General features: G+C 67.3%; 18 protein-coding genes. 11 read left to right on the top strand and 7 right to left on the bottom strand.

The features are described from left to right. Positions 1-40: 40 nt before the first annotated feature. On the top strand, positions 41-1,450 hold the full coding sequence (locus tag CFB49_RS28005) for a phage tail protein (protein WP_089492947.1): 1,410 nt from the start codon (positions 41-43) through the stop codon (positions 1,448-1,450). A gap of 119 nt (positions 1,451-1,569) precedes the next feature. Here the strand turns inward: CFB49_RS28005 and CFB49_RS28010 are convergent, their stop codons facing one another. Continuing rightward, positions 1,570-2,757, bottom strand: a complete 1,188-nt coding sequence (locus tag CFB49_RS28010; RefSeq protein WP_069621669.1) for a glycosyltransferase — start codon at positions 2,755-2,757, stop codon at positions 1,570-1,572. 403 nt (positions 2,758-3,160) lie between these two features. On the opposite strand from CFB49_RS28010, the gene ispH reads away from it, so the two are divergent. Beyond that, positions 3,161-4,102: a 4-hydroxy-3-methylbut-2-enyl diphosphate reductase gene (gene ispH / locus CFB49_RS28015; protein WP_050013381.1), complete on the top strand. Its 942-nt coding sequence runs from the start codon at positions 3,161-3,163 to the stop codon at positions 4,100-4,102. A gap of 12 nt (positions 4,103-4,114) precedes the next feature. Then, on the top strand, positions 4,115-5,275 hold the full coding sequence (gene hpnH / locus CFB49_RS28020; protein ID WP_006480287.1) for an adenosyl-hopene transferase HpnH: 1,161 nt from the start codon (positions 4,115-4,117) through the stop codon (positions 5,273-5,275). Between the two features lie 153 nt (positions 5,276-5,428). Here hpnH and CFB49_RS28025 read toward each other — a convergent pair whose 3' ends face one another. From CFB49_RS28025 to CFB49_RS28040, 3 genes are all read right to left on the bottom strand, one after another. Next, positions 5,429-5,689 carry a hypothetical protein gene (locus tag CFB49_RS28025; protein ID WP_089437282.1) on the bottom strand — a complete coding sequence of 87 codons (261 nt, stop codon included), beginning with the start codon at positions 5,687-5,689 and terminating at the stop codon, positions 5,429-5,431. Positions 5,690-5,858: 169 nt separating this feature from the next. Further along, on the bottom strand, positions 5,859-6,338 hold the full coding sequence (locus tag CFB49_RS28030) for a hypothetical protein (RefSeq protein ID WP_089492948.1): 480 nt from the start codon (positions 6,336-6,338) through the stop codon (positions 5,859-5,861). 223 nt (positions 6,339-6,561) lie between these two features. Continuing rightward, positions 6,562-6,939, bottom strand: coding sequence for a hypothetical protein (locus CFB49_RS28040; RefSeq protein ID WP_089437285.1), 378 nt, complete (start codon positions 6,937-6,939; stop codon positions 6,562-6,564). Between the two features lie 488 nt (positions 6,940-7,427). Between CFB49_RS28040 and CFB49_RS28045 the strand changes: the two genes are divergently transcribed. Next, on the top strand, positions 7,428-7,781 hold the full coding sequence (locus CFB49_RS28045) for a DOPA 4,5-dioxygenase family protein (RefSeq protein WP_089492950.1): 354 nt from the start codon (positions 7,428-7,430) through the stop codon (positions 7,779-7,781). Positions 7,782-7,899: 118 nt separating this feature from the next. After that, positions 7,900-8,325 carry a nuclear transport factor 2 family protein gene (locus CFB49_RS28050; protein WP_089492951.1) on the top strand — a complete coding sequence of 142 codons (426 nt, stop codon included), beginning with the start codon at positions 7,900-7,902 and terminating at the stop codon, positions 8,323-8,325. Between the two features lie 64 nt (positions 8,326-8,389). Here the strand turns inward: CFB49_RS28050 and trhA are convergent, their stop codons facing one another. The 3 genes from trhA to CFB49_RS28065 all read right to left on the bottom strand — a co-directional run bounded on the left by trhA (position 8,390) and on the right by CFB49_RS28065 (position 11,516). Continuing rightward, positions 8,390-9,010, bottom strand: a complete 621-nt coding sequence (trhA, locus tag CFB49_RS28055; RefSeq protein ID WP_006480281.1) for a PAQR family membrane homeostasis protein TrhA — start codon at positions 9,008-9,010, stop codon at positions 8,390-8,392. Between the two features lie 208 nt (positions 9,011-9,218). After that, positions 9,219-9,425, bottom strand: coding sequence for a YbdD/YjiX family protein (locus CFB49_RS28060; RefSeq protein WP_050013388.1), 207 nt, complete (start codon positions 9,423-9,425; stop codon positions 9,219-9,221). A 12-nt stretch (positions 9,426-9,437) separates the two neighbouring features. Then, a complete protein-coding gene (locus CFB49_RS28065) occupies positions 9,438-11,516 on the bottom strand; it encodes a carbon starvation CstA family protein (protein ID WP_050013389.1) in 2,079 nt (692 codons plus the stop codon). A gap of 269 nt (positions 11,517-11,785) precedes the next feature. Here CFB49_RS28065 and dapF point away from each other — a divergent pair, with 269 nt between their 5' ends. From dapF to CFB49_RS28100, 6 genes are all read left to right on the top strand, one after another. After that, the gene (gene dapF, locus CFB49_RS28070; protein WP_089492952.1) at positions 11,786-12,595 is read left to right on the top strand and encodes a diaminopimelate epimerase; all 810 of its coding nucleotides are present in this window, start codon (positions 11,786-11,788) and stop codon (positions 12,593-12,595) included. Further along, on the top strand, positions 12,595-13,479 hold the full coding sequence (locus CFB49_RS28075; RefSeq protein WP_069621676.1) for an RNA polymerase sigma-70 factor: 885 nt from the start codon (positions 12,595-12,597) through the stop codon (positions 13,477-13,479). The genes dapF and CFB49_RS28075 overlap by 1 nt, the downstream gene beginning before the upstream one ends. A gap of 185 nt (positions 13,480-13,664) precedes the next feature. Beyond that, positions 13,665-14,144 (top strand): carboxymuconolactone decarboxylase family protein, encoded by a 480-nt coding sequence (locus CFB49_RS28080; protein ID WP_069621677.1) that lies wholly within the window; start codon positions 13,665-13,667, stop codon positions 14,142-14,144. A gap of 76 nt (positions 14,145-14,220) precedes the next feature. Beyond that, positions 14,221-14,625 carry a cupin domain-containing protein gene (locus CFB49_RS28085; protein WP_089492953.1) on the top strand — a complete coding sequence of 135 codons (405 nt, stop codon included), beginning with the start codon at positions 14,221-14,223 and terminating at the stop codon, positions 14,623-14,625. A gap of 109 nt (positions 14,626-14,734) precedes the next feature. Further along, positions 14,735-15,739 carry a LysR family transcriptional regulator gene (locus tag CFB49_RS28090; RefSeq protein WP_069621679.1) on the top strand — a complete coding sequence of 335 codons (1,005 nt, stop codon included), beginning with the start codon at positions 14,735-14,737 and terminating at the stop codon, positions 15,737-15,739. A gap of 205 nt (positions 15,740-15,944) precedes the next feature. Then, a complete protein-coding gene (locus CFB49_RS28100) occupies positions 15,945-16,700 on the top strand; it encodes an SDR family oxidoreductase (RefSeq protein WP_089492955.1) in 756 nt (251 codons plus the stop codon). Positions 16,701-16,717 lie beyond the last annotated feature (17 nt).

The raw sequence follows: 16,717 nt of genomic DNA on the forward strand, positions 1-16,717 counted from the left end.
CAGCGGTTAAAATCGCGGGTCTTACGCAGAGAAGACACGCATGAACCTGAACGATCAGATCGCTTCGCTCGCCACGGGCGTCGATCAGCTCCTCCACGATCACCACGCCGCCCAGCAGGCGGCACGCAGCGCGGAAGCCTTCGCGCGCGCCGCGGCAGCGGAAGCCCGCGCCGCGGCCGAGCGTCACGCGGCGGCGGAAGCCGAAGCGCAGGCGGCCGCGCAGCGCCACACGGCCGCTGCCGCCGATGCCGAAGCCGCGCAGCGGCGCCATGCCGATGCCACCGCCGCCGCCGAAGCGGCCGCCCAACGTCATACGGATGCCGCCACGCAAGCCGAAGCCGCGTCGCAGCGCCATGCGGAAGCCACCGCGCTGACCGAAGCGCTCGCGCAACGTCACGCGGATGCCGAAGCCGCGTCGCAACGCCATGCGGCGGCGATCGCCGAAGCCGAGGCGGCCGCGCAGCGTCATCACGCCGCGGCGACCGAAGCCGAAGCGGCCGCGCAACGTCATGCCGCGGCGACCGCCGAAGCCGAAGCGGCCGCGCAACGCCACGCGGAAGCGACCGCCGAAGCCGAAGCGGCCGCGCAGCGCCACATGGCCGCGATCGCCGAGGCCGAGGCACTCGCCCAGCGTCATACGCAAGCGCTCGCCGACACGCAGGCCGCCGCCCAGCGTCATGCCGACGCAACCGCCGAGGCCGAAGCCATCACGCGGCGTCACGCCGAAGCGATCGCCCAGGCCGAAGCGGCCGCGAAGCGCCACGCGGAGGCAACGGCCGAAGCCGAAGCCGTCACGCAGCGCCACACCGAAGCGATCGCCCAGGCCGAAGCGGCCGCGCAGCACCACGCGAAGGCCATCGCCGACGCCGAAGCGCTGGTCGAGGCCGTCGTCAAGGAAGCCGCGACGAGCGCGGTTGCCGCGACGGCCGCGACGGTCGATGTCGTCGAGCCGTCCGTGGCGGCGGAAGCGTCGGTGAACGCGACCGCGCTGGCGGCGGCGGAAACGGTCGAAACGATCGATGTGGTCGAAACCGCCGAGGCCCCGGCCAATACCGAGACCGCATTGGTCCCGACGGCACAAGCCGAAACCGCGGTTGAAACCGGCACCGCTGCCGCGCCGGCCGACAAGGCGACGCTGCACGTCGCGCGCCCGTCCCAGAACGAACTCACGCTGACCATCAACGGCCAGTCGATCACGCTGCATCCGGAGCAACTGGGTCAGCTGATCGAGGAACTCGCGCACGCACGCGCGTCGATGCAGCCGGAGCCGCCGCCCGGCATTCCGGCCGGCTGGCGCTTCGTGACGACGAAGAACCCGATGATGGCCGTGCAGAAGCAGGCGAACGGCGACCGCCTGCTGGTCGCCCGCCATACCGGCTACGGCTGGGTGCCGTTCACGTTCTCGCCGGACGTCGTGATCCAGATGTACATGATGCTGACGCAGCGGTAAGCGCGCATCGGCCGAAAAGCGGCCCAAAAGCACACAGCCCGGATCGGCTTGAGCCGATTCGGGCTGTGTGCTTCTGGGCGTTCCGGTTTAGCGGGACGGCCGGCATCCGCCGGCGCGGGTCAACGCTCCACCGGCGCCTGCACGCGCGCCTTCCACTGGCCGCCCTTGCCGCGCCAGTAACGCCATGCGGACGCGAAGGTCGCGCCCACATAGAACAGTGCGACGAGCGGCAGCGCCGGCGCCCACAGCGGCGAGCGCCGGTAGTAGCGCAGCATCGGCGCATACGCGGCGCACATCGACGCCCACGCGAGCCACGCCGGCCATGCGCGCGCGCCGTACGCGAGCGCGACGACGGGCGGCACCAGATAGATGATCGTCATCCCGAGCAGCGTGCCGGCCAGCAGCAGCGGCGAATAGTGCAGCTGCGTGAACGCGGTGCGCGCGATCATGTTCCAGATATCGCGCCAGCTGTCGTACGGGCGCAACGACACGCTGCGATCGGCGAGATCGAGCCGGATCGGATGGTGGCCGCCGCCGCGATGCTTGATCTGCGCGGCGAGGCTGCAGTCGTCGATCAGCGCGCCGCGAATCGATTCGATGCCGCCCGCTTCCTCGAGCGCCGTGCGCTTCACGAGCATGCAGCCGCCGGCGGCGCCGGCCGTCCGGTTGCGCGGGTTGTTGATCCACGAGAACGGGTACAGCTTCGCGAAGAAGAACACGAACGCCGGGATCAGCGCCTTTTCCCAGAACGAGTCGCAGCGCAGCCGCACCATCAGCGACACGAGATCGCGCTGCTCGGCCTGGGCGCGCGTGACGAGCTGCGCGACGGCGTCGGGCGGATGGCCGATGTCGGCATCCGTCAGCAGCAGGTAGTCGGCCGGCAGGCCGAGCGTCCGGACGGCCGCGATCCCCTGCGACTGCGCCCACACCTTGCCCGACCAGCCGGCCGGCAGCGGCTTCGCGCTCAGCACCGTCAGCCGGTCGGCGCGGTTGATCGCGAGCGCGGCCGCGCGGGCCGCGTCGGCGGTGCCGTCGTCGCTGTGGTCGTCGACGATGATCAGATGGAAGTCGCCCGGATAGTCCTGCTCGAGCAGCGAAGTCGCCGCACGGGCGATCACGTCGGCTTCGTTGCGCGCCGGCACGACCGCCACGACCGCCGGCCAGCCGGCGTCGGCTGCCGCGCCGCGCGCGTCGGGCGGCAGCGGCCGCGCGGGCTGCGCGCGCCAGAAGCCGCCGCGCGCGACGAGCAGCACGATCCAGATCACCAGCGACAGGCCGGACACCAGGAAAGCGATCGCGAGCATCATCGGCCTGCCTCCTGCCGCACGCCGGCTGGTTCGGTATTAATAAGGGTCTGGAACAAAACATCCGACGCCGTACGGGCGGACGGGCAATATGCGTGAGAATCGACGGTCATCGAATGGCCTTGAAATGAGCGCGATGGCGGGCAGCCGGAACGGCCGCCCGCGAAACCGCGCAGTTTACCGGGTTCCGCGCGCGCCAGCGCCGACGCGGCTCTCCCGCAATTGCAACGGTGCCGACACGGCACCGAAGCAAGGACGGCCCGATAGGGTTAAAATGCGCGATTAATTCGGGGTTCCGGGGCCTGGCCGGCCGGTTCGTTCCTGCCTTCATAACATCAAGCCGGGGCGAGCAAGCGCGTGCCAAGCGCCTCGAACCCCGGCGTCTGTCGTCGGAGTTCGCTCACTTATGCGAGTCATCCTTGCCCAGCCCCGCGGCTTCTGTGCGGGGGTTGTCCGTGCGATCGAGATCGTCGATCGCGCGCTGCAACAGCACGGTGCGCCGGTCTATGTGCGTCATGAGATCGTGCACAACCGGCATGTCGTCGAAAATCTGCGTAATAAAGGGGCACGATTCGTTGAGGAACTCGACGAGGTGCCGCACGGCGCTGTCGCGATCTTCAGCGCGCACGGTGTCGCCCAGACGGTCGAGCGCGACGCGCAAACGCGCGGGCTCGACGTGCTCGACGCGACCTGCCCGCTCGTCACGAAAGTGCACGTGCAGGGCCGCCAGTACGTCGCGGCGGGCCGCCGGCTGATCCTGATCGGTCACGCGGGCCACCCGGAAGTCGAGGGCACGATCGGCCAGATTCCGGCCGAGGTGATCCTCGTGCAGAGCGAAGCCGAAGTCGATACGCTGACGCTGCCCGTCGATACGCCGGTCGCGTACATCACGCAGACCACGCTGTCGGTCGACGACACGCGCGGCATTATCGAAGCACTGCAGCGCCGGTTCACCGACCTGGTCGGCCCGGACACGCGCGACATCTGCTATGCGACGCAGAATCGCCAGGCCGCCGTGCGCGAACTGAGCGAACAGGTTGACGTGCTGCTCGTCGTCGGTGCGACGAACAGCTCGAACTCGAACCGCCTGCGCGAGATCGGCACCGAAAGCGGTGTGCCGAGCTATCTCGTCGCCGACGGCTCGGAAGTGAAGGCCGAATGGTTCGCGGGCGTGCAGACGGTCGGCCTGACCGCCGGCGCGTCGGCGCCCGAAGAAATGGTCGAGGATGTAATCGGCGCGCTGCGCGCGCTGGGGCCCGTCGATGTCGCGACGATGGCGGGCCGTGAAGAAAAAGTCGAATTCAAGTTGCCGGCGAAGCTCACGCAAGCTGTCGCCCGCGAAGTTTAAGGAGGACATCCCTTGTCTATTCCGCTGCTCCAGCAAGTCCGTGTCGGCGCCTACATCGTGCGCCAGCACCTGTCCGGCAACAAACGCTATCCGCTCGCGCTGATGCTCGAGCCGCTGTTCCGCTGCAACCTCGCGTGCAACGGCTGCGGCAAGATCGATTATCCGGATCCGATCCTGAACCAGCGCCTGTCCGTCGAGGAATGCCTGCAGGCGGTCGACGAATGCGGCGCCCCCGTCGTGTCGATCGCAGGCGGCGAGCCGCTGCTCCACAAGGAGATGCCGGAAATCGTCAAGGGCATCATGAAGCGCAAGAAGTTCGTGTACCTGTGCACGAACGCGCTCCTGATGGAAAAGAAGATGGACGACTACCAGCCGAGCCCGTATTTCGTGTGGTCGGTCCACCTCGACGGCGACAAGGACATGCACGACCATTCCGTGTCGCAGGAAGGCGTGTACGACAAGGCGGTCGCGGCGATCAAGGAAGCGAAGCGCCGCGGCTTCCGCGTGAACATCAACTGCACGCTGTTCAACGATGCGATCCCCGAGCGCGTCGCGAAGTTCTTCGACACGCTGGGTCCGATCGGCGTCGACGGCATCACCGTATCGCCGGGCTATGCATACGAGCGCGCGCCGGATCAGCAGCACTTCCTGAACCGCGACAAGACGAAGAACCTGTTCCGCGAAATCCTGAAGCGCGGCGAAGGCGGCAAGCGCTGGTCGTTCAGCCAGTCGTCGCTGTTCCTCGACTTCCTGGCCGGCAACCAGACCTACAAGTGCACGCCGTGGGGCAACCCGGCGCGTACGGTGTTCGGCTGGCAGAAGCCGTGCTACCTGGTCGGCGAAGGTTACGTGAAGACCTTCAAGGAACTAATGGAAACGACGGAGTGGGACAACTACGGCGTCGGCAACTACGAGAAGTGCGCGGACTGCATGGTCCACTGCGGCTTCGAGGCCACGGCCGTGATGGACACGATCTCGAACCCGCTGAAGGCGCTGCGCGTGAGCCGCAAGGGCATCAAGACCGACGGCCCGTTCGCACCGGACATCTCGATCGCGAAGCAGCGTCCGGCCGAGTACGTGTTCTCGCGCCACGTCGAGATCAAGCTCGAGGAAATCCAGCGCGCCGGCAAGGGCAAGCTGCAGAAGCCGGCGAAGTCGGCAACGGCCGCTTAAGCAGCGCGTCGTGCCGCGCGAAGGTTCGCGCCTTCGCGCCGGCCACGCATCGAAGAAGCGCCACGGAGTTCGCTCCGTGGCGCTTTTTGTTTCGACGGACCCGCGTGACGCGTTGCGCTTGCGCGCGTGCGCGCAGCGGCGAACGTCGGTTGCCTAGCTGCGCGATTCCGCCGCGGCGATCAGTTGCCACGCGGTCGGCCCCGGATCGAGCAGCGGGTCGGACGGCGGATCGAGGTCATGCCGATGCGCGTCCTCGGACGGCAGCATCTGCCATTTCGCAATACCGATTTCGTCGCCGCACACGGTGCATCGATAAATGCCCGCCACCGTCACCTTGCTGCCCGGCGGCAGGTTCTCGCTGAATGCGCGGCCACTTCCGCACGTGAAGTAGCCGCCGCTCCTGTATAGCGCCATCGCTCCTCCTGACCGAAACGAATGCGTTCGCGTCGACACGCACGATCGCCGCAAACGCGAGGATGAATCCTCGTCGCCCGGCCTCGCCGGGTTCCAGTCCTGTCATTAGACGGCGCGCGTCCACGCGATGGAATCGGACGGGTATGAAACACGGCCCGCGGCCAGCGATTCAATGCAGAACGGCCGGCGCCCGCATCTTCGCCGCGGCCTGCGCGACCATTCCCGGCTGTTCGGCGGAAGCGAACGTGCAGACATGGCGCCACAGCTCCGCCAGCCGATGCCGCGTGAGCGTCGCGATGCATGCGTCGTTCGCGGCGAGCACGCGTTCGAGCACCGCGGATTCCGCGGCGTGCAGCGTCCACGCACCGCTTTGCGCGGCGCGCGCCACGCTTGCGTCCAGCACGCGCTCCGCGTCGACGCACAGGTCGATGGTCGCGTCGGGAGAAACCGCATCGTCGAGCGCGAGGAACACCAGATACACGCTCGTGCGCAGCCGCATCAGCAACGTTGCGCTACCGTGCTCGCCGCGCAGCGCGACCAGCGCCATGTGGCATTTCAGCGAGATGTCGCGGGCATGCGCGGGCGGCAGCGGCAGCAGCCATTCGCGCGTCAACGGCGGATGGCGCCGCCCTTTTCGGGCAGCCTTCATGATTCGCCCTCGCTCGCGCACGTGCCGTCCGGCACCGACCCAGACCGCGCACAGCCGCATGCGAGCTCGCACCGGCCCGCGTCACGCAGGCCATCCGCTCGGTGGCGCGTGCCGCGCACGTCGGCGTGCCGTCGCGCCGTGCCCGCCCGCGGCAGCCTGCGTATCGCCGACGCACGCCACACGCCGAGCCGTCGGTCAGCGCATGCCATGTTCGTCTCCTGCGTCAAAACGTGTTCTCGCCCTTCAGGTAGTACGCGGTTTTCACGAAGAACGCCTTGACCGGATGGCCGCTCTGCACGTCGCGGGCCGCCCGCGCTTCCATCGCGGCCTTTTCGTCGCGCCACCGGTCAGGCACCGGGTTGTACACACGTTCGAGCGCCCGCTGCATCGCGAGCGGATAGTTCTGGTTGCCGGCCGTCGTCGCGCGATAGCCGGCACGCGTCATCTGCATCAGCTGGACATCGGTTTCGGCGCGCGCCGCCGACCAGGTCAACGGCGCGGCGTGCGAAGTGTCGGCGGCGCCGATCGACTGCGCGAAGCTGACGGCCGGCAGCGCAGCGAGTGCGCAGGAAAGAACGGCAACGGGAACGAGGGATCGCATAATGGCCTCCAGATGGTTGTCCCCGCATCGATCCATCATCGATGCGTTGAAATCATCGTATGTCGGGACGCATCCCGCTTGAATAGCCGAATCCGCAATTGTTATTTTCAGCCGTGCATTCGGCGTGCAAGCTGCGTCGTTCACGTATCCCGTCGAAATGGAATTTCTTTATTTCATTCAACGATCTGATCGGATTTTTACCGGCGATACGGTGGGTACTCGCCCGCTCTTTCAATTTCCGAAATGACGTGTTGTCGGTGCGATTCCGGCGGGCGCGCCCGGGCATAAGGCTTCCGGCGTGATATCGCGCATGCGGATACCATCGAAGCGATTTCGTCGGATCAGCCGATTCTTCTGATGCAGGACAAATCATCCGCATCGCGCTCCCGAATTGAGACACGACGCAAACGGCAAGGACGCGCGATAATCACGTATCGGCCGTTTCGCACGGCATCTCAGGCATTTTCATTTTTTAATCGAGCCTCTCCATGGTCGCCCTCGACAGTACCGCCATCGACAGCTGGCACGCGCACGTCTATTTCGATGCGGCGAGCCGCGACGCGGCCTGGGCGTTTCGCCAGGTTGTCAACGCGCGGTTCGGCGCGGTCATCGAACTCGGCCGCTTTCACGAACGCCTCGTCGGCCCGCATCCGGCGTGGTCGTATCAGGTCGCGTTCGATGCCGCGCGATTCGACGACATCGTGCCGTGGCTCGTGCTGAACCACGGCGCGCTCGACATCTTCCTGCATCCGAATACGCACGACGAACTGCGCGACCACCGCGATTGCGCGGTGTGGATCGGCAAATCGTATGCGCTGAATCTCGACGCGCTGGCCGGCTAAGGGCAGCCCTCCGAGCGAGCACCGCGCGGCCCGGCATCCATGTTTCGGGTCGACGTGAAACGTCTCGCGGCGACCCACCCCTACAGTGGTTTCCGTGATCGACTTCCGGAAACCCGCGATGACACGCGCAAACATCGACGCCGACGCCCGGCGCATTCATGAAGACTGGCACGCCGCCGTCGTCGCCCGCGACCTCGACGCGCTGATGTCGCTATATGCCGACGACGCAGTGCTCGAAACGCCGCTCGTCGTCGCCACGCTGCCCGAACACGGCTCGGGCATGCTGCAAGGCAAGGCCGCGATCGGTGCGTTCTTCGCGGCCGGCCTGCGCAATCCGGACAACTCGCTCGGACGCTGGTACCGGACCGGACTGTTCTTCTCGAATGGTCGCCAGCTCGTCTGGGAATACCCGCGCGCAACGCCGGACGGCGATCAGGTGGATCTCGTCGAGGTGATGGATCTGCGCGACGGGTTGATCGCGCATCATCGCGTGTACTGGGGGTGGGTGGGCTTCGGCGCGCTGCGGAAGGCCTCGCGCCGGTAGCGCATTCTCCGGCCGACTCGCCACGCACAGCGCATCACACGCTCAATGCCCGATGCGATGCTGCTCATGCGACATACATCGCGACACTGACGAACTGGCACAGGCTGCCGGCCAGCACGAACAGATGCCAGATGCCGTGCCCGTGGCGGATGCGTTCGTCGTTGATGAAGAAGTAGATCCCCGCGCTGTAGATCACGCCGCCGGCCACGAGCCACGCGGTGCCGATCGGCGGCAGCGCATGGATCAGCGGACGCACGGCGACGAGCGCGAGCCAGCCCATCAGCACGTACAGGATCATCGACAGCAGGCGCGTGCGGCGCCCGAGCGTGAGCTCCTGCACGATGCCGAACACGGCGAGCCCCCAACTCACGCCGAACAACGACCAGCCCCACGGGCCGCGCAGCGTGACGAGCGTGAACGGCGTGTAGCTGCCGGCGATCAGCAGGTAGATCGCCGCATGGTCGCATTTCTGCAGGATCGCCTTCAGGCGCGGGTTGCGCACGCTGTGATACGCCGTCGAGATCGCGTAGAGCAGGATCAGCATCGCGCCGTACACGCTGAAGCTCACCACCTTGTACGGGTCGCCTTCGAGCGCGCCCATCGTCACGAGCGCGACGAGGCCCGCCACCGACAGCACCGCGCCGACGAGATGGGAAATGCTGTTGAAACGCTCACCAACATGCACGACGTGTTCTCCTGCGATCCATCGGGAAAAAGAAAGTGCCCTCATGATACCGGCGGCCGGACGCCGCCGCGCTGCGCCCGGGCAAACGACATACAAGCGCCGCGCGATGCGTGCCGCCGGGCGGCGAAAAAAAAAGCGCCGCGACATCCGTCGCGGCGCCTTCGTTTCGATACCGGGCTGATTCGTCAGGTCATTGCAACGGCCCGGTTCAGCAACACTTCCCCGCCCCCGACCCGTACCGCGCATTCTGACGTTCACGGAAGAATTCCTCGTACGTCATCGGCTCACGGTCCGGATGGGTGTCGCGCATGTGCGCGACGTAGGTATCGTAGTCGGGCAGGCCGACCATCAGCCGCAACGCCTGCCCAAGGTAACGACCCGCGCTGCGCAGGTCGCCGCCAAGATCGCTGAACATCGCGGCCTCCCCTTAACGTCCGCTGCCGAGCGCCTGCGCGGCCGGCATCGCTTCGTACGGCGTCTCGCGCACGGTCGGCTTCGACTCGCGGCGCGCGCGCAGCACGGCGAGCAGGCCGTATACCGCGATCGCCACGACGACGAAGATGAACAGCCCGGCCAGCGCCGCATCGATGTAGTCGTTGAAGATGATGCGTTTCATCTGCGCGATCGACTTCGCCGGCGCGAGCACCTTGCCTTCATCCACCGCGGCCTGCAGCTTCGCGGCGTGCGCGAGGAAGCTGACCTTCGGGTTCGCGTCGAAAATCTTTTGCCAGCCGGCCGTCAGCGTGCAGATCAGCAGCCACGCGGTCGGCACGATCGTCACCCACGCATAGCGCTCGCGCTTCATCTTGAACAGCACGACGGTGCCGAGCACCAGCGCGATCGCGGCGAGCATCTGGTTCGAGATGCCGAACAGCGGCCACAGCGTGTTGATGCCGCCGAGCGGATCGACCACGCCCTGGTACAGGAAGTAGCCCCACGCGGCCACGCACAGCGCGGTGGCGACGAGGTTCGCGGGCAGCGACTCGGTGCGCTTGAGCGCCGGGTGGAACGTGCCGAGCAGATCCTGCAGCATGAAGCGGCCCGCACGCGTGCCCGCGTCGACGGCCGTCAGGATGAACAGCGCCTCGAACAGGATCGCGAAGTGATACCAGAACGCCATCATCGCTTCGCCGCCGATTACCTGGTGCAGGATGTGCGCCATGCCGACGGCCAGCGTCGGCGCGCCGCCCGCGCGCGCGATGATCGTGGTTTCGCCGACGGCCTTGGCCGTCTGCGTCAGCATGTCGGGCGTCAGCACGAAGCCCCATTGCGTGACGGTATTCGCGACCGCTTCCGGCGTCGAGCCGAGCACGGCGGCCGGCGCGTTCATCGCGAAGTAGATGCCCGGCTCGATCACGCACGCGGCGACCAGCGCCATGATCGCGACGAACGATTCCATCAGCATCGCGCCGTAACCGATGAAGCGCGCGTTGGTTTCGTTGTCGATCAGCTTCGGCGTCGTGCCCGACGAGATCAGCGCGTGGAAACCCGATACGGCGCCGCACGCGATCGTGATGAACAGGAATGGGAACAGGTTGCCCGCCCACACCGGGCCCGTGCCATCGACGAACTTCGTCAGCGCGGGCATCTTCAGCTCCGGTGCGACGACCAGGATGCCGATCGCGAGGCCGAGGATCGTGCCGATCTTCAGGAACGTCGACAGGTAGTCGCGCGGCGCGAGCAGCAGCCACACCGGCAGCACCGATGCGACGAAGCCGTAGCCGATCAGGATCCACGTGAGCTGCGTGCCGCTGAACGTGAACCACGCGGCGATCGCCGGCGAGGCGGCCACGTTCTGACCGAACGCGATCGCCGCCATCAGCCCGATGAAGCCGATGATCGACACTTCGCCGATGCGGCCCGGGCGGATGTAGCGCGTATAGACGCCCATGAACAGCGCGATCGGAATTGTCGCGGCGACGGTGAACGTGCCCCACGGAGAATTGGTCAGCGCCTTCACGACGATCAGCGCGAGCACCGCGAGGATGATCACCATGATCAGGAACGCGCCGAACAGCGCGATCACGCCGGGCACCGTGCCGAGCTCCATCTTGACGAGGTCGCCGAGCGAACGGCCGTCGCGGCGCGTCGAGATGAACAGCACGATGAAATCCTGCACCGCGCCGGCGAACACGACGCCGGCCAGGATCCACAGCATGCCGGGCGTGTAGCCCATCTGCGCGGCGAGCACGGGGCCGACCAGCGGCCCGGCGCCGGCGATCGCGGCGAAGTGATGGCCGAACAGCACGTACTTGTTGGTCGGCACGTAGTCGAGGCCGTCGTTGTACTTGACCGCCGGCGTCATCCGCAGCCCGTCGAGCTGCATGACCTTGCTGGCGATGAAACGACTGTAGAAGCGATACGCGATCAGATACACGCAGACTGCGGCGATCACGATCCAGAGGGCACTGACGCGTTCGCCGTGCGCGAGTGCGATCGTGCCGAATGCGAACGCGCCGAGCAGCGCGACCGCGATCCATAGCAGGGTACTGGAAGCCCGATTCATGGCGTCTCCTGGTCTCCAATGTGTTTTTGAGTGGATGCGGCGAGGGGCCGAACCCGCGTGACGTCGATGCGTCGTGCCGCGGCCTCGCAGAGACCGCGGCGATGGGCCGTAGTATTCCGCGCGACGGGGGATGCTTACAAGCGGATAACTACGTATGACGATCTACGTAGAATTACGTAGACGCGTGCCGTCCGCCCGTCGTCAGGCCACGATTGCCCGCGATCGGCGAGCCACGTACAGTATTTGCCTGCCTCCATTCCGGAACCGCCATGCCGATCGGATTTCAGAAGATGAACGCGAATGGCGATGACTTCGCCATCGTCGACCTGCGCGGTCAGGAACACGATCCCGCGCAGCACATCGATCGCGACCTCGTGCGGCGCATGGGCGACCGGCATCGCGGCATCGGCTTCAACCAGCTCGCGGTGATCTCGGACGGCGACGACGCGGCCGCGTGCGTCGCGTTCTGGAACCGCGACGGCTCGGCGCTCGATACCTGCGGCAGCGCGACGCGCGGCGTCGCGTGGAAGCTGATGCGGGAAACCGGCGCGGCGTCGGTCGTGCTGCGCACGAATCGCGGGCGTCTGCATTGTTCTCGGGATGCGGACGGGCTGATCCAGGTCGAAATGGGCGCGCCGCGGCTCGGCTGGCAGGACGTGCCGCTCTCGCAGGCCGTCGACACGCTCGCCCTGCCGCTGCCCGGCACGCCGGCCGCATGCAGCATGGGCAATCCGCACTGCACGTTCTTCGTCGACGATGTCGCCGCAGTCGATATCGAAGCGCTCGGCCCGGCGATCGAAACACATCCGCTGTTTCCGCAGAAAACCAACGTGCATGCCGTTCAGGTCATCGATCGCGCGCACATTCGTCTGCGCATCTGGGAACGCGGCGGCGGCGTGCCGCTCGGCTCGGGCTCGTGTTCGTGCGGCGCGGCGGTCAACGGCATCCGGCGCGGGCTGCTCGACGACACCGTGCGGGTGACATGCGACGGCGGCGACGTCACCGTTCGATGGGACGGCGCCGGCAGCGTGTTCCTGAGCGGGCCGGTTGCGTTCGGGTTCAGCGGGGTGTGGCTGTGATGACCGACGACGCACAAACCTTCCACGCGCTGCGCCCGCGCCTGCAGAAGATCGCATACCGGATGCTCGGCTCCGTCGCGGATGCCGAGGACATCGTGCAGGACGTGTGGCTGCGCTGGCACGACGCGGCGCGCGACAGTATCGAGAACGCCGAGGCGTGGCTCGTCGCGGTCACGACGCGGACCTCGATCGATCGCCTGCGCGCGGCGAAGCTCCGGCGCGAGCACTACACGGGTATCTGGCTGCCGGAACCGGAACTCGGCGAATCGCCGGCGACGCCCGAGGAAATGACGGAGCGCGCGAACGACGTATCGGTCGCGTACCTGCTGTTGCTCGAACGGCTGACGCCGGAAGCGCGCGCGGCGTTCCTGCTGCATGAAATCTTCGAATTCGACTACGACCGAATCGCCGACGCGATCGGCAAGACCGAAGCCGCGTGCCGACAGCTGGTCAGCCGGGCCCGGGCGCGGCTGCGCGACGATACGCAGCCGCGGCATGCGGTGCCGCACGACACGCATCGCCGGCTGCTGCAGACGTTCACGCATGCGCTCGCGCACGGCGACTTCCCGTCGATCCAGGCGCTGCTCGCCGAAGACGCGATGCTGATCGGCGACGGCGGCGGCCACGTCCAGAGCTTCCCGAAACCGATGGTCGGCGGCCGGCGGATCGCTCAACTGTTCTATGCGACGTGGTTGCGCTGCGGCAGCGGTGTCGAGATGCGGCCGGTCGTGCTGAACGGCCAGTGGGCGATGCTGCGTTTCATCGATGGCCAACTCGAAGCGGCGATGTCGTTCGAGACCGACGGCACGCGCATCGGCCGGATTCTCGTGCAGCGCAACCCCGACAAGCTCGCGCGGATCGCTGCCGCCTGCGCCGCCGGCTGACGCGTGGAGCGCGCGCCGGCCGCGCCCGCCGTCGCGCGCGGATTGGTGCAGCGCGCGCAACACGATGCGTCCCTGTGCGTGGCTACCGCGTACCGGCGCACACTCCTAAGATGATTTCGCGCGGCGCCCCGCCGCCCACGACACCCGCTTATCGCGGGCCAGCCTCTTCGTCGCCAGGAGAAATCATGACGCAGCGTCTCAACTACATGCATCAATCGCCCGAGCTGTTCAGGCAATTCCTCGAACTCAGCAACCTGCTGCGCAGCAGCGCGATCGAGGAATCGATCCGCGATCTCGTGTCCGCCCGGGCGTCGCAAATCAATGGCTGCGCGTTCTGTCTCGACATGCACGTGAAGGAAGCGCGCCTTCACGGCGAGCGCGAGCTGCGACTCCACCATCTGGCGACGTGGCGCGAATCGACGCTGTTCTCGCCGCGCGAGCGGGCCGCGCTCGCGTGGACCGAAGTGCTGACGACCCTGCCCGAGCACGGCGTGCCGGACGACCTCTACGATCGCGTGCGCGGGCAGTTCTCCGAAAAGGAATTGTCGGACCTGACGTTCGAAGTAATGGCCATCAACGGCTGGAACCGCGCGAATGTCGCGTTCCGGACCGTACCGGGCTCAGCCGACAAGGCATACGGCCTCGACAAGGCGAATCTCGCCTGACCTGCGGGCGCGACCGACTGTCGGCCCCCTCTCTCGCTGCCGGCCGTCGGCCGGCGGCCCACCGGAAGCCACCACCATGATTCGCACGAAACACGTGATCGCGTCCGCGCTCGTCATCGCGGGCGCCGCGACCGGCGCCGTTCGCGCGGCGCCGTCGGCCATCGTCACGCCGCTGATGACGAAGCCGCTCGACGCATACCCGGGCAAGGAAGCGCAGATGATCTCGGTCGAGTATCCGCCCGGCGCGGTCGACCCCGTCCACCGCCACCACGCCGAGGCCTTCGTCTATGTCGTCGAAGGATCGATCGTGATGCAGGTGAAGGGCGGGGAGCCCGTCACGCTGAAGCCGGGCCAGACCTTCTACGAGGGCCCGAACGACCTGCACACGGTCGGACGCAACGCGAGCCGGACCCGGCCCGCGAAGTTCATCGTGCTGCTATTGAAGGACCAGGGCGCGCCCGTGCTCGTGCCGGAAAAATAACCGGGTCGCACGCCGCCGCGCCCTTTCTGAAAAAATGCGGCGGGCGGTGTCACAGGCGGCAACGCTGAAACGTCTAGTCGCATACGGACACCACGATTCCAGCGCCTCCATGCCTGACACCTCCATCCGCCGCCCCGATGCCGACGATCCGTTCGCGCGCAGTTTCTCGACCTGCTATGCCGGCGTGGTCACGTTCCTCGCCGTCGTCACGGAAGGCAGCTTCGCGCGCGCCGCCGATCGCCTCGGCGTCGGCCGCTCGTCGGTCAGCCGCCATGTGCAACGCCTCGAGGACCGGCTCGACGCACGTCTGTTCCAGCGCACCACCCGCAGCATGTCGCTGACGCGCGAAGGCGAGCTGTTCTACGAAAACTGCCGGCCCGGCATCGAGCATCTGGCGCAGGCGCTCGAGGACATGCGCGAACTGCGCAGCGGGCCGCCGAGCGGACACCTGCGCGTCGGCTCGACGCCGGGCTTCGGCCGCAAGGTCATCGCGCCGCTGCTGCGCGATTTCCATGCGCGGTATCCGGACATCACGCTCGACCTGCTGTTGAACGACCGCCCGGCCGATTTCTCCGCCGACCGCATCGACGTCGCGTTTCGCGACGGCCGCATGGAAGACAGCGCGATCGTCGCGCGCCGGCTGATTCCGATGCAGATGATCGTGTGCGCGTCGCCGTCGTACGCGCACCGGCACGGCTTGCCGCGCCACGTCGACGAACTGGCGCGGCATCGCTGCATCAACCTGTGCACCGCGTCGGGCCGCGTGACGGAATGGGAATTCAGGATCGACGGGGTGACGCAGCGGCGCCAGCTCGCCGCGCATCACACGTTCAACGACATCGACCTCGTCGTGCGCGCGGCGCTCGACGGGCTCGGCATCGCGCAGTTACCCGCGTACCAGGTGTGCGACCTGCTCGCCGACGGCCAACTGCTGAGCTGTCTCGGCCAGCACGCACCGGACGACGGCGGCCACTATCTCTGCTACCTGAGCCGCAAGCATCTGCCCACGCGCATCCGCGTGTTCATCGACTACATGATCGAACAGACGCGGGCGCGCGACCTGCAGTGCCTGACGACGATGACGACGCTGGCGCCGCTGGAGACGATCGATTGATGCATTTCCGGCAACATCGTGAGGGCTTGCCGGCCTCTACCGGATCGCGCGGCGCATGCCTACGATGCGGGCTGTTCGACAGGCACGCGAATACGGCGCTGCGCCGTTCGGCAACCTGCCGGCTCGATCGCACGAACGCGATGGGCACCGGTTTCGGCAGATTCAAGCGGCGCGCCTGTCGCGCGCCCATTCAAGGAGAGCAATCGTGAAAATCGTCGTGATTGGCGGTACCGGCCTCATCGGCAGCAAGGTCGTCAGGAACCTGATCGCGCGCGGCCACGACGCGGTGGCGGCCGCGCCGTCGACGGGCGTCGATACGATCACGGGCGCGGGACTGGACGCCGCGCTCGCCGGCGCGGAGGTCGTCGTCGATCTCGCGAATTCGCCGTCGTTCGAGGAAGCGGCCGTGAAGGCGTTCTTCGAGGCGTCGGGGCACAACCTGTTCGCCGCGGAGCGCGCGGCCGGCGTGCGCCATCACGTCGCGTTGTCGGTGGTCGGCACCGACCGGCTGCAGCAGAGCGCGTATTTCCGCGGCAAGATCATCCAGGAGAACCTGATCCGCGAAGCCGGCGTGCCGTACACGATCGTGCGCTCGACGCAGTTCTTCGAATTCGTCGGCGCGATCGCGCAGGCTGGCGCGCAACGCGACACGGTCCGCTTGACCACCGCGCACTTCCAGCCGATCGCTTCGGACGACGTCGCGGCCGCCGTGACCGACTTCGCGCTCGACGCGCCGCGCAACGGCATCGTCGAAATCGGCGGCCCCGAGCGGGTGCGGATCGCCGACCTGGTCGAGCGTTTCCTGTCGGCCACGCACGACGTACGCACGGTGACCCGGGATGCGGGCGCCGACTACTTCGGCGCGGTGCTGCAGGACGACACGCTCGTGCCGGCGCCCGGTGCGCGCCTCGGCGCGACGACCTTCGACGCATGGTTCCGGCAGAACGCGCTCGCGCGCTGACCGCCACCGCCGGATCA

This window comes from Burkholderia sp. AU17457, from assembly GCF_002223255.1.
GTDB classification, from domain to species: domain Bacteria; phylum Pseudomonadota; class Gammaproteobacteria; order Burkholderiales; family Burkholderiaceae; genus Burkholderia; species Burkholderia sola.

Excerpts from the sequence above, each read along its gene's own strand:
- CFB49_RS28005 (WP_089492947.1), top strand. The coding sequence starts at position 41 with ATGAACCTGAACGATCAGATCGCTTCGCTCGCCACGGGCGTCGATCAG.
- CFB49_RS28010 (WP_069621669.1), bottom strand. The coding sequence starts at position 2,757 with ATGATGCTCGCGATCGCTTTCCTGGTGTCCGGCCTGTCGCTGGTGATC.
- ispH (WP_050013381.1), top strand. The coding sequence starts at position 3,161 with ATGCGAGTCATCCTTGCCCAGCCCCGCGGCTTCTGTGCGGGGGTTGTC.
- CFB49_RS28025 (WP_089437282.1), bottom strand. The coding sequence starts at position 5,689 with ATGGCGCTATACAGGAGCGGCGGCTACTTCACGTGCGGAAGTGGCCGC.
- CFB49_RS28030 (WP_089492948.1), bottom strand. The coding sequence starts at position 6,338 with ATGAAGGCTGCCCGAAAAGGGCGGCGCCATCCGCCGTTGACGCGCGAA.
- CFB49_RS28040 (WP_089437285.1), bottom strand. The coding sequence starts at position 6,939 with ATGCGATCCCTCGTTCCCGTTGCCGTTCTTTCCTGCGCACTCGCTGCG.
- CFB49_RS28045 (WP_089492950.1), top strand. The coding sequence starts at position 7,428 with ATGGTCGCCCTCGACAGTACCGCCATCGACAGCTGGCACGCGCACGTC.
- CFB49_RS28050 (WP_089492951.1), top strand. The coding sequence starts at position 7,900 with ATGACACGCGCAAACATCGACGCCGACGCCCGGCGCATTCATGAAGAC.
- CFB49_RS28060 (WP_050013388.1), bottom strand. The coding sequence starts at position 9,425 with ATGTTCAGCGATCTTGGCGGCGACCTGCGCAGCGCGGGTCGTTACCTT.
- CFB49_RS28065 (WP_050013389.1), bottom strand. The coding sequence starts at position 11,516 with ATGAATCGGGCTTCCAGTACCCTGCTATGGATCGCGGTCGCGCTGCTC.
- dapF (WP_089492952.1), top strand. The coding sequence starts at position 11,786 with ATGCCGATCGGATTTCAGAAGATGAACGCGAATGGCGATGACTTCGCC.
- CFB49_RS28075 (WP_069621676.1), top strand. The coding sequence starts at position 12,595 with ATGACCGACGACGCACAAACCTTCCACGCGCTGCGCCCGCGCCTGCAG.
- CFB49_RS28080 (WP_069621677.1), top strand. The coding sequence starts at position 13,665 with ATGACGCAGCGTCTCAACTACATGCATCAATCGCCCGAGCTGTTCAGG.
- CFB49_RS28085 (WP_089492953.1), top strand. The coding sequence starts at position 14,221 with ATGATTCGCACGAAACACGTGATCGCGTCCGCGCTCGTCATCGCGGGC.
- CFB49_RS28090 (WP_069621679.1), top strand. The coding sequence starts at position 14,735 with ATGCCTGACACCTCCATCCGCCGCCCCGATGCCGACGATCCGTTCGCG.